At 64.1% G+C, this 11,957-nt stretch carries 11 protein-coding genes and 1 pseudogene; 5 read left to right on the top strand and 7 right to left on the bottom strand.

Annotated elements, in window-relative coordinates; translation table 11 throughout:
* The 6 genes and pseudogenes from IVB47_RS31295 to IVB47_RS31270 form a co-directional block, all read right to left on the bottom strand.
* A pseudogene (locus IVB47_RS31295) lies at positions 1–385 on the bottom strand (ATP-binding cassette domain-containing protein); the annotation flags it as partial.
* 31 nt (positions 386–416) lie between these two features.
* On the bottom strand, positions 417–1,148 hold the full coding sequence (locus IVB47_RS31290) for an ABC transporter ATP-binding protein (RefSeq protein ID WP_247467265.1): 732 nt from the start codon (positions 1,146–1,148) through the stop codon (positions 417–419).
* Positions 1,145–2,128 carry a branched-chain amino acid ABC transporter permease gene (locus IVB47_RS31285; protein ID WP_007593738.1) on the bottom strand — a complete coding sequence of 328 codons (984 nt, stop codon included), beginning with the start codon at positions 2,126–2,128 and terminating at the stop codon, positions 1,145–1,147. Before IVB47_RS31285 ends, IVB47_RS31290 begins: the two co-directional genes overlap by 4 nt.
* Positions 2,128–3,006 carry a branched-chain amino acid ABC transporter permease gene (locus IVB47_RS31280; protein WP_026233279.1) on the bottom strand — a complete coding sequence of 293 codons (879 nt, stop codon included), beginning with the start codon at positions 3,004–3,006 and terminating at the stop codon, positions 2,128–2,130. Before IVB47_RS31280 ends, IVB47_RS31285 begins: the two co-directional genes overlap by 1 nt.
* A gap of 254 nt (positions 3,007–3,260) precedes the next feature.
* Positions 3,261–4,505, bottom strand: coding sequence for an ABC transporter substrate-binding protein (locus tag IVB47_RS31275; protein WP_027568940.1), 1,245 nt, complete (start codon positions 4,503–4,505; stop codon positions 3,261–3,263).
* A gap of 89 nt (positions 4,506–4,594) precedes the next feature.
* Entirely contained in the window at positions 4,595–5,410 is an 816-nt protein-coding gene (locus IVB47_RS31270; RefSeq protein ID WP_247467262.1) for a putative hydro-lyase, read from the bottom strand.
* A gap of 120 nt (positions 5,411–5,530) precedes the next feature.
* On the opposite strand from IVB47_RS31270, the gene IVB47_RS31265 reads away from it, so the two are divergent.
* From IVB47_RS31265 to IVB47_RS31250, 4 genes are read left to right on the top strand one after another with little or no spacing between them, the layout of a single operon-like run.
* Positions 5,531–6,448: a LysR family transcriptional regulator gene (locus tag IVB47_RS31265; RefSeq protein WP_247288607.1), complete on the top strand. Its 918-nt coding sequence runs from the start codon at positions 5,531–5,533 to the stop codon at positions 6,446–6,448.
* Positions 6,449–6,480: 32 nt separating this feature from the next.
* Entirely contained in the window at positions 6,481–7,731 is a 1,251-nt protein-coding gene (locus IVB47_RS31260) for a Zn-dependent hydrolase (protein ID WP_247467259.1), read from the top strand.
* A gap of 18 nt (positions 7,732–7,749) precedes the next feature.
* The gene (locus IVB47_RS31255; RefSeq protein WP_247467258.1) at positions 7,750–8,661 is read left to right on the top strand and encodes an NAD(P)-dependent oxidoreductase; all 912 of its coding nucleotides are present in this window, start codon (positions 7,750–7,752) and stop codon (positions 8,659–8,661) included.
* Positions 8,662–8,672: 11 nt separating this feature from the next.
* The gene (locus tag IVB47_RS31250; RefSeq protein ID WP_247467255.1) at positions 8,673–9,749 is read left to right on the top strand and encodes a malate/lactate/ureidoglycolate dehydrogenase; all 1,077 of its coding nucleotides are present in this window, start codon (positions 8,673–8,675) and stop codon (positions 9,747–9,749) included.
* 191 nt (positions 9,750–9,940) lie between these two features.
* Here the strand turns inward: IVB47_RS31250 and IVB47_RS31245 are convergent, their stop codons facing one another.
* Positions 9,941–11,014, bottom strand: a complete 1,074-nt coding sequence (locus IVB47_RS31245; RefSeq protein ID WP_247467252.1) for a tartrate dehydrogenase — start codon at positions 11,012–11,014, stop codon at positions 9,941–9,943.
* Between the two features lie 157 nt (positions 11,015–11,171).
* On the opposite strand from IVB47_RS31245, the gene IVB47_RS31240 reads away from it, so the two are divergent.
* On the top strand, positions 11,172–11,948 hold the full coding sequence (locus tag IVB47_RS31240) for an SDR family oxidoreductase (RefSeq protein WP_027568933.1): 777 nt from the start codon (positions 11,172–11,174) through the stop codon (positions 11,946–11,948).
* Positions 11,949–11,957: the final 9 nt, after the last annotated feature.

Here is an 11,957-nt window from a genome sequence, read left to right as displayed (position 1 = left end):
TTGCGAGCATCTGCTGCTCGCCGCCGGATAGCGTCTCGGCCCGCTGCTCGAGGCGCTCGGAGAGGCGCGGAAAGAGCTGGAACACGAGATCGAGCGGGCTCTCGCGATCGGCCTCGCCGCGATAGAGATAGCTGCCGAGGCGTAGATTGTCGCGCACGGAGAGGCGCGGAAACAGGCGGCGGTTCTCCGGCACATAGGCGATGCCGGTCGCCGTGATGTGGTGCTGCGCCATGCCGTCGAGGCGCTTGCCGTCGAACGTCACCGTGCCCGATCGCGGGCGCTCGGCGCCGGCGATGGATTTCAGCAGCGTCGACTTGCCCGCGCCGTTGGCGCCGGCGACGCAGACGATCTCGCCCTTGGCGACTTCGATGCTGACCCCGGAGATCGCGACCAGGCCCTGATAGGCGGTCGTGACTTCACGCACCGACAGCATGACGATCTCCCAGATATGCGCTGATCACCTTGGGATCGCGAACGATTTCAGTGGGCTTGCCCTCGACCAGCACCTTGCCGAGGTCGAGCACGATGGCGCGATCGACCAGCGGCATCACGATCTCCATGACGTGCTCGACCATCAGCACGGTGATGCCGGCGTCACGCACCTTGCGCACCAGGGCGACGCCGGTCTGCGCCTCGGTCGGCGTAAGACCAGTGAGGACTTCGTCGAGCAGCAGCAATTTCGGTTCTGTTGCAAGCGCGCGCGCGACTTCAAGGCGGCGCTTTTCGGCCGGCACGAGGTCGCTCGCGAGCACGTTGGCGCGCGCGGCAAGGCCGGTAAATTCGAGCACCTCATGAGCCTTGCGGCGTGCCTCGCGCATTACGGTGTTGCGCACGAGAGCGCCGACGATGACGTTGTCGATAACGGTCATGGTCTCGAAGCTCTTGACGACCTGGAAGGTGCGACCGACGCCGCGCTGGCAGCGCTCGGCGGCCGGCATGCTGGTGACATCCTCGCCGTCGAACCAGATCGAGCCTTGCGTCGGCGGCAGCACGCCGGCGATGAGATTGAACAGCGTCGACTTGCCGGCTCCATTCGGGCCGATCAGGCCGACGATCTCGCCGCGGCCGACCGAGATCGAGACGTCGTTGTTGGCGACGAGGCCGCCGAAGCGCTGCCAGACGCCGCGGGTTTCAAGCAGCGGGGTCATCGCGTGGCTCCCTTCCGCTTCGCACGAGAGAACAGGCTCACCAGCCCCTGCGGCAGGGCGAGCGAAATCAGCACGATCAGCGTGCCGTAGACGATGAGATCGACGCCGCGGCCGGAGCCGCCGATATAGGAGCGCGTCAGCTCCGTCATCGGGATCAGGATGGCCGCCCCTAACACGGGCCCCCAGAGCGTGCCGATGCCGCCGAGCACGGCCGGCAACGCCATCAGCAGCGAGAACTGGAAGCCCATGACGCTTTCAGGATCGATATAGGCGAGAAACTGCGCATAGAAGGCGCCGCCGATGGCAACGAGGAAAGCAGAGACGGCAGCCGCGCCCATCTTGGAGTTGAACACGACGACACCGAGGCTCTCGGCCGCTTCCGGATTGTCCTTTACCGCGCGCCACCAGAAGCCCCATTTGGAGTCCTCCAGCCACCAGGTGACGAACCAGGCGAGGCTGCACAGCACCAGTGCGAAATAGAAGTACGGCAGCTTGCTGCGCATGAACTGGAATTTCAGCCAGCTGTCGCCGCGCACCGGAATGGTGATTCCCATCGCGGCCCCCGCCCATTCCCAGTTCTGGAACAGCAGCAGCCCGATCTCGGCGATAACGATGGTCGCGATCACGAAGTAATGGCCGCGCAGGCGGAAGAAGGGATAGCCGAGCCCCATCGCGATCGCGGCCGCGACTGCGCCGCCGGCGAGCATGCCGAACCATGGCAGCACGCCGAATTTGGTGAACAGCAGCTCGGTGGTGTAGGCGCCGATGCCGAAATAGAGCGCGTGTCCCAGCGAGATCTGCCCGCAATAGCCGGAGAGAATATTCCAGCTCTGCGACAGCGCCGCATACATCAAGGTCAGGATCAGGATGTTCTGGACGTAGACGTCCTTGATGAACAGCGGCGCGAGCGCCGCCAGGGCGGTCAACACCGCGGCGATGATGAGGTCGCGGCGGCGCCGCGCGGCAAAATCCTTGTCCATCACATCGATCCGAACAGGCCGCGCGGCCGGATGAAGACGACCAGCAGGTAGACGGCGTAAATGCCGACCGATTTCAGCGACGGCGGCAGCACCAGCGCGGTGGTTGCCTCGACGAGGCCGACGATGATCCCGCCGGCGAAAGCGCCGAACACGCTGCCGAAGCCGCCGAGCGCGACCGTGACGTAGGCGATCAGCGCAAAGGACGCGCCGACGTCGGGATAAATATAGAAGAAGCTTGCCATGATCGCTCCGGCGAGGCCTACCAGCGCGGCACCAAGCCCCCAGCCGAGTGCGAACACGCGGTTCTTGTCGATGCCGACGAGGGCCACCGCGCCGGGATCTTCACGGGTGGCCTCCAGCGCGCGACCGAAATCGGTGCGATGGATGAAGAAGTAGAGGCCGGCAAAGGCCAGGATCGAAACCAGCGCACCCATGAGCTGCGGCTCCGGCAGGAAGACGCCGGCGATCGAGATCGTCTTGCCGCCGAGCCAGGACTGCGGAACGCTGCGATAGTCAGGCGTGAAGAAGAATTGCGCGAGGCCGCGCATCACGATGGCGAGGCCAAAGGTGGAGAAGATCTGCACCATGCCGGCATTGGCCTTGGCTCGCATGGCGAAGCGCACGATCAACAAATAGACCACCGCTCCGAATACGAACAGCGCGGCGGCTACCAGCGGCGCCGACAGCAAGGGGTCGATGGCGAAGAACGTGAACAGGAAGAAGCTCACATACATGGCGATCATCAGGAACTCGCCATGGGCGAAGTTCACGACGTCCATCAGGCCGAAGATCAGCGCGAGGCCGACGGCGATCAGTCCGTAGAGCAGGCCCATGAGGAGGCCGCTCGCGAGACTTTGGATAATGGTCTGGGCTGTCACCGGTGGTCCCCTACTCGAAATATCATCGTTTGCTTGGGACATGATGGCTTCCTCCAATTTTCCGCATTGCGAGCGAAGCGAAGCAATCCAGGCTGCGAGCGCGAAGCGAAGCAATCCAGAATCTTGCGAGCGAAGCGAAGCAATCCAGAATCTGTCCGCGGAGACAGTCTGGATTGCTTCGTCGCTTCGCTCCTCGCAATGACGAGGCTCTTGCGACGATCTCGATTTGCTTCCTTGCTTCCGCTCGCCGTGTCTTACTTCATCGGCCAGATCGCCTCGGCGATCGCGGCCTGCGGTGGGAAGATGGTGACGAACTTGCCGCCGACATATTGCAGCAGCACCGGGTCGGCGTCGTTGTTCTGGCCCATCTCGTCGAACTTGACGCGCTTCCAGGGCATGATGGTCTGCTCGCCCGGGATGTCGGTGGCGGCCAGCGCGTCGCGGATCTTCTCGCCGTCGGTCGACTTGGCGCGGCTGATGGCGTCGGCGAGGATGATCAGGCCCATGAACTGACGCGAGGTGAGATCGTTGAAATCCTTGCCCGACCGTGTCTTGAACATATCGTTGATCTTGCCGACCATCGGGCGCTTCTGCGCGAGATCGAGCGAGAAGGTGCCGCGCGAGATCACGCCTTCGAGCTTGTCGCCGACGGCGTCGTAAAGCGCCTTCTCGGAGAAGCCGGCGTCCTGCGCCACGATCGCGTTCGGCTTGTAACCGAGCTCGCCCATGGTCTTCACCAGCAGGATGCCATCTGTGGTGTAGCTCGAGGGCATCAGCACGTCGGCGTTCGCGCTCTTGAGCTGCTGCACCTCGGCCGAGAGCGAGGGCGAGTTGGCGCGATACTTGATGTCGGAAACGATCTTGTAACCGCGCTCGCCGGCGATCTTGGCCTGGGCATTACCGGAATCGGTGCCGAAGATGGTGTCCTCGTGGAACAGCGACAGCGTCTCGATCTTGGTGCCCTTCTTCTTCAACGCATCGAAGAAGTCGAACATGGCGGCCGAGTACATCTCGTCATGCGGCGCGGCGCGGAAGTAATATTTCAGGCCGCGACGGTGCAGGCTCGGCGAGGAGTTGTCGGCGGAGACGAACGGGATCTGATAGCGCTCGCAGATCTGGCTGACGGTGACGGCGACCGCGCTCTGATAGGTGCCGATGATGGCGGAGACCTTCTCCTGCGTGATCAGGCGCTCGGCCTCGGCGCGGCCCTTCTGCGGATCGGCCTGGTGGTCGGCGAAGACGAGGCGCACTTTTGCCCCGCCGAGACCCGGCAAGCCCTCGCCCTTCGCCAGCGGCAGGTCGAAATCGGTGTCCTTGTTGATGACCTCGAGCGCGGTCTCATAGGCCTTCTGCGCATCGACGCCCTGCTGCGCGCTGCCGCCGGAGAACGGATAGATCACGCCGATCACGACTTCCGAAGTCTGTGCGCGGGCGGCCAGCGGCACCAGCGCGGCCGTAGCGGTGGCTCCCAACAATACGTCGCGGCGAGTGATCGTCATGGCAAAGTCCCCTGTTACTGAATTTCGGCTGATCGAATGAAGCGATTGATGGATGCGGTAAAGCTCGAAGAAGCAGCAAACGCTGCCCACTAAATCACGGCCATGGTCCTGTTCTTGAGATCCGTCACCAGCATCAGGCCGGGCGAATGCGTGATCGCGAACGGCAGCTTTGCGGCGTTGATGACCGATTGCGGTGTCACGCCGCAGGCCCAGAACACCGGGATCTCGTCGTCGGCGACCGGCACCGGATCGCCGTAATCGGGCTTGGCGATGTCCTTGATACCGATCAGGTGCGGATGGCCGAGATGCACGGGCGCGCCGTGCACGGCCGGATAGCGCGAGGTGATCTGCACCGCGCGGATCGCATCCGCCGGCTTGAACGGACGCATCGACACCACCATGGGACCGGCGAAGGGACCGGATTCGCCGCAAGCGATGTTGGTGCGATACATCGGCACGCGCACATTGTGCTCGATGTGGCGGATCGGCATGCCCTCGTCGAGCAGCGCCTCTTCGAACGAGAACGAGCAGCCGAGCACGAAGGTCACGAGATCGTCGCGCCAATGCTTTGTCACATCGGTCGGCTCGTCCACGACCTCGCCGTCGCGCCAGACGCGGTAGCGCGGCACGTCGGTGCGGATGTCGAGATCGGCGCCCAGCGCCGGGATGTGCGGACTGCCCACATCGGACATGCCGATGATGGGGCACGGCTTGGGATTGAGCTGGCAGAAGCGGTGAAAGGCGCCGGCATATTCCGCCGGCAGGATCGCCAGATTGCCCTGGACGAAGCCGGGGGCAACGCCGGCGGTGGAGGCGACCAGCCCCTCGCGGAAGGCAAGCCGCGCCTTGCGGCTCGGGAGCGTGTCGGGCGTTTCAGTTTGCTGCACTGCCACCAAAACAGTCATGGGATCGACCTGCCTATAAACTCGACAAAGACAAGCCAACACCACGCGTGCTATAAAGTCTAATCTTCCTTTCTAATCAATATCGATAAATTTCATTTATCGGACGGGAAAATCTTTCCAATGCTGGACTTCAGATCGATCGAGACGTTCCTTTGGGTTGTGAAGCTCGGCAGCTTTCGCGGCGCCGCAGCACGCCTCAACACGACCCAGCCGGCGATCTCCCAGCGCATTGCCCAGCTCGAGCGCGAGATGGGGGTGAAGCTCCTGAATCGCGACCACCGCGTGGCCTCGCCGACGCCGAGCGGCCGGCAGATGATGGTCTACGCGGAGAAGCTGATCGGCCTGCGGGCCGCGATGATCGCCGAGATCGGCGATCGCTCCGCGATGCGCGGCGTGATGCGGCTCGGCGTCGCCGAAACCATCGTGCACACCTGGCTGCCGCGGCTGGTGAAGAGCATGAACCAAGTCTACCCGAACCTATCGCTGGAGATCGAGGTCGACATCACGCCGAACCTGACCGCGCGCCTGCTTGCACAGGAGATCGAGCTCGCTTTCGTCGTCGGTCCGCTCTCGGCCTCCGGGGTGCACAATCGCGTTCTCGCCGACTATCCGATCGGATTTCTCGCCAGCCCATCGCTCGGCCTCGGCCATGGGCCGGTCACGCGGGCCGAGCTCGCGCGGTTTCCGATCATTACATTTCCGCGGAAGACGCGGCCCTACGAGGTCGTGCGCGAAGTGTTCGACCGGCCGGAGCTGCCGCCGATCCGGCTGCACGCCTCCGCCTCGCTTGCGACCGTGATTCACATGGCGGTCGAGGGCCTCGGCATCGCCGTGATCCCCGACGCCATCGTCGAGAGCGAGCTCGCGGACGGGCGGCTGCAACTGCTCGATACCGATCTCAAAATCGCGCCGCTGACATTCACCGCCAGCTGGCTCGCCTCGCCCGATGTCGTGGCGGTGGAGCGGGTCGCAGAGCTTGCATGTCAGATTGCGCAGGGCAGCCTTACAGTTGACGCGCCCGCGCCGGCGCGTCATTGAAACAGGCGCCGGACAATTGAGAGACTGACCGCATGAGCCGAGCCGCCACCAATTTGCAAATCGATTCCGCCCGCCTCTGGGGCTCCATCCACGAGACCGCGCAGTTCGGCGCGACGGCCAAGGGCGGCGTGCGGCGGCTGACGCTGAGCGCGGAGGACAAGCAGGTGCGCGACTGGTTCCGCAAGGCCTGCGAGGACGCCGGCCTAGAGGTGCACACCGATGCGCTCGGTTCGCAGTTCGGCCTGCGCAAGGGACGCGACATGTCGAAGCCGCCTGTCGGCATCGGCTCGCATCTCGACACGCAACCCACCGGCGGCAAGTATGACGGCATTCTGGGAACGCTCGGTGCGCTCGAAGTGATCCGCACGCTGAACGACGCCGGGATCGAAACCGAGGCGCCGATCTGTGTCGTCAACTGGACCAACGAAGAGGGTTCGCGCTTCGCTCCCGCGATGATGGCCTCCGCCGCCTATGTCGGCGACTTCACCACCGACGACATCCTGTCGCGCAAGGACGCCGACGGCACCACCGTCGGCCAGGCGCTCGACAGCATCGGTTATCGCGGCGACAAGCCGGTCGGTTTCCAGAAGCTCGGCTGTTTCGTCGAGTTGCACATCGAGCAGGGCCCGATCCTGGAAGCCGAAGGCAAGACCATCGGTGTCGTCGATTCCGGCCAGGGCGTACTTTGGTACGACGGCAAGATTTCCGGCTTCGAGAGCCATGCCGGGTCGACGCCGATGCCGCTGCGGCGCGACGCGCTGGCGACGCTGTCCGAGATCGTGCTGGCGATTGAGGCCATTGCGAGCAAGCACGGGCCGAAGGCAGTCGGCACCATCGGCGAGGCCGTGATCGCAAACCCGTCGCGCAACGTCATTCCCGGCGAGATCGCCTTCACGATGGATTGCCGCAGTGCAGATGGCGCGATCATGGATGCGCTCGATCGCGATCTGCGCAGCGCGATTGCCGAGATCGCCGCACGCCGCAAGGTCGAGGTGAAGATCGACCTGGTCTGGCGCAAGCCGCCGACGCATTTCGATCCCAAGTTGATTGCGGCCGTCGAGAACGCGGCGAAGACGCTCGGCTACTCCTCTCGCCGCATCACCTCCGGCGCCGGCCACGACGCCTGCAATCTCAACACAATCATGCCGGCCGCAATGGTGTTCGTGCCCTGCAAGGACGGCATCAGCCACAACGAGCTGGAAGACGCCACGCAGCCCGATTGCGCCGCGGGCACCAATGTCCTCATGCACACGGTGCTGGCGATCGCCGGCGTCGCATCCTGACCGAAGAGAGAGAGAGTCATGCGCGGAGTTTTCGTCGACGCCAACGAAGCCCTGGCCGTGATCATGGAGCGCCTGGAGCAGCCCGGCGATCCCAAGGTGCGGATCCACAGGGATCCCGACATCAAGCCCGAGCAATATCCTGAAATCCTCGACGGCGCCGAGATCGCGATCGTCGACCATACCGCGCTGCCGACCGAGGTCGCAAAGAAGTGCGCGGGTCTGAAACATGTCGTGTTCCTCGGCACCGGTGCACGCAGTTACATGAACCCGGAGGAGCTCGCTGAGCTCGGCATCTCCGTGCACCTGATCAAGGGCTATGGCGACACGGCGGTCGCGGAATGCGCGATCGCGCTGATGTGGGCTTCGGCCCGCGTCATCGCGATGATGGACCGGGAGATGCGCGGCGGAAACTGGCTGCGCGAAGACGGCATGCAGCTCACCGGCAAGACGCTCGGCCTGATCGGCTTCGGCGGCATTGCCGCGGAAGTCGCGCGCATCGCCTCAGGCAGCGGCATGAAGGTGATCGCCTGGAACCGCTCGCCGAAGAGCTATCCGGGCGTGGAATTCGCCGATCTCGACACGGTGTTGGCGAGAGCCGACGTCGTATCGCTGCATCTGCTGCTCAACGACGAAACGCGCGGCATGATCACCCGCGAGATGATCGCGAAGATGAAGCCGGGCGTCATCCTCATCAACACCGCCCGCGCCGCCGTCGTCGACGAGGCCGCCATGATCGATGCGCTGAAGTCGGGCCACATCCGCCATGCCGGCCTCGACGTCTTCAACATCGAGCCCCTGCCCGGCGATCATCCGCTGACAAAACTGCCGAACGTGACGTTGTCGGCGCATTCGGCGTTCCGCACCCCGGAGGCGAGCGAGAACCTGATTGGCGCGGCGTGGGAGCACTGCCGCCGGATCGTAAAGGGATAAGAGCACCAACAATGGCCGACTATCGCACCATCAAGGCACAGCCGCTCATCGAAGCCATCAGTGCCATCGTCAAGGCCGGCGGGTCCACGGACCGCGAGGCCGAGCTCGTATCCACCAATCTGGTCGAGGCCAATCTCAAGGGACACGACTCCCACGGCGTCGGCATGATCCCGCGCTATGTCCAGAGCGTCACCACAGGCGGCCTCGCCGTGAACCAGCACGTCAAGATCGTGCTCGACACCGGTCCGCTGCTCACCCTCGACGGTCTCACCGGCTACGGCCAGGTGATCGGCCATGAAGCGATGGAGCTGGCTGCCGAGCGGGCCAAGCGCAACGGCGTGTGCCTCGTTGGGCTCTCGAACTCGCACCATATCGGCCGGATCGGCCACTGGGCCGAGCAGTGCATCGACCACGGACTGGTCTCGATTCACTTCGTCAACGTGATCTCGCGCCCGATCGTGGCGCCGTGGGGCGGCAGCGATGGGCGCCACGGCACCAACCCGTTCTGCGTCGGCATCCCGCGCGCGGGCAAGGACCCCATCGTGCTCGACTTCGCCACCAGCAGGATCGCGCAGGGCAAGACCCGCGTCGCCCACAACAAGGGCGTCGAGCTCGAGCCCGGCACCATCATCGACAATGAGGGCAAGCCGACCACCAACCCGCGCTACACCGTGATCCCGCCGCACGGCGCCATCCTGCCGTTCGGCGAGCACAAGGGGTCGGGGCTCGCGCTGGTGTGCGAAATCCTCGGCGGCGCGCTCTCTGGCGGGCAGGTGGTCAAGGGCCCGTCCGATGGCAAGTACAACGTCCTCAACGGCATGCTCTCGATCATCATCGATCCGACCAAGCTCGGCACCGCGGAAAATCTCGCGCGCGAAGTCGAGAGCTTCGTCGCCTGGCACACCGGCTCACCGCCCGCCGTCGGCGTCGACAAGGTGAAGATCGCCGGCGAGCCGGAGCGCGAGACGAAACAGAAGCGCCTGGCTGAAGGCATTCCGGTCGATCCGACCACCTGGCAGGAGATCTTGGAGGCCGGGAAGAAGTTCGGGCTGGATCAGGCGGCGATCGAGAAGATCGCGGGGTCGTGAGGCGGAGCACGGTGCTCTTCCCTTCTCCCCTTGTGGGAGAAGGTGGCGCGAAGCGCCGGATGAGGGGTTCTGTCCGCGAAGGGAAATGCACAATTGAGAGGCCTGTCTCCGCGGAGACAACCCCTCACCCATCTTCGATGCTTCGCATCGAAGCCACCCTCCCCCACAAGGGGGGAGGGGAAAGCAGCGCTCTAATCCACCATATCCGCAACCGCCTTGCCGCAAGCCGTGGTGTCGGCGTTGCCGCCGAGATCCTTGGTGCGGAGCGTGCGCTCCGCCAGCGTGCGCTCGATCGCATCGACGATCGACTTGCCGGCTTCCTTTTCGCCGAGATGTTCGAGCATCATCGCGCCGGACCAGATTGCGCCGATCGGATTGGCGATGCCCTGCCCCGCGATATCGGGCGCCGAGCCGTGCACCGGCTCGAACACCGACGGGAAATTGCCCTCGGGGTTGATGTTGCCCGACGGCGCGATGCCGATGGTGCCGGTGCAGGCCGGGCCGAGGTCGGACAGGATGTCGCCGAACAAATTGGAGCCGACCACGACGTCGAACCAATCCGGATGCAGCACGAAATTCGCGGTCAGGATGTCGATGTGGTACTTGTCCCACTTCACACTTGGATACTTCTTCGCCATCGCCTCCACGCGCTCGTCCCAATAGGGCATGGTGATGGAGATGCCGTTCGACTTGGTCGCTGAGGTCAGGTGCTTCTTCGGCCGCGACTGAGCGAGCTCGAACGCGAACTTCAGGATGCGATCGACGCCGATGCGGGTCATCACCGTCTGCTGCGTCACGAACTCACGGTCGGTGTCCGGGAACATGCGGCCGCCGACGGAGGAATATTCGCCCTCGGTGTTCTCGCGCACCACCCAGAAATCGATGTCGCCGGGCTTGCGGTTTGCCAGCGGCGACGGCACGCCCGGCATCAGCCGTACCGGGCGCAGATTCACATACTGATCGAACTCGCGGCGAAACTTGATCAACGAGCCCCAGAGCGAGACGTGATCCGGAATCTTGGCCGGCCAGCCGACCGCGCCGAAATAGATGGCGTCGTGCTTGCCGATCTTATCCTTCCAATCGTCCGGCATCATCTGCCCGTGCTTCTCGTAATAGTCCCAGGACGAGAAGTCGAAATGATCGAAATGAAGGGACACCCCGTGCTTCTTCGCCGCGGTCTCCAGAACGCGCAGACCTTCGGGCAGCACTTCCTTGCCGATGCCGTCGCCAGGAATGACCGCGATCCGGTATTGTTTCTTGCTCATCGAGAACGTCCTTGATTGCTCCGGCAGCCGCCGCCTTTTTGACCGCACTGCAATGGACCAAACGCGGCGGCAGTGCAACGCTGCACTGCAATGTTGACCATGGCGCGGCCGACCGCCTACTGATTTTATTCCCGTTCCTCTCCTGCGAGTAACTCCCATGGATCTGCATCTGCGTGGCAAGCGCGTCCTGATCACGGGCGCGTCCAAGGGCATCGGCGCAGCTGCCGCCGAGGCCTTTGCCGAGGAAGGCTGCCATCTCCTCCTCGCCGCCCGCAACGGCGATCAGCTCAAGGCTCTGGCCGAGCGCTTGCGCTCGGCGCACCAGATCGATGCCGCCACGAGCATCGTCGATTTGCGCAAGAGCGAGGATTTGACGCGGCTCGCCAAGGAAGCCGCCGACATCGACGTCCTCGTCAACAATGCCGGCGACATTCCCGGCGGCTCCATCGACAAGATCGACGAGGCGACCTGGCGCCACGCCTGGGAATTGAAAGTGTTCGGCTACATCAACCTCACGCGCATGATCTATGCGCAGATGAAGGCGAAGGGCGGCGGCGTGATCGTCAACGACATCGGTGCCGCCGGCGAAAAATTCGACGCCAACTACATTTGCGGCAGCGCCGGCAATGCCGCGCTGATGGCCTTCACCCGCGCGCTCGGGGGCAAGAGCCTCGCCGACAACATCCGCGTGGTCGGAATCAATCCCGGCCCTGTGGGCACCGACCGTCACGTCACCTTGCTGAAGACCCGGGCAAAGCACCAGTTCGGCGACGAAAGCCGCTACAAGGAATTCCAGAAGAGCCTGCCGCTCGGCCGGCCTGCGCATGCGCGCGAGATCGGAGATCTCATGGCGTTCCTGGCGTCGGATCGCGCGGGCTACACGTCAGGCGTGATCTACACGGTGGACGGCGGCATCAGCGCGGGATGGGGTTAAGTCTGTCCA

Source organism: Bradyrhizobium sp. 62, from assembly GCF_023073035.1.
In the GTDB taxonomy this organism is placed as follows: domain Bacteria; phylum Pseudomonadota; class Alphaproteobacteria; order Rhizobiales; family Xanthobacteraceae; genus Bradyrhizobium.
Note: the sequence above shows the minus strand (reverse complement) of the source record. Positions and strands in the feature narration are given on the sequence as shown.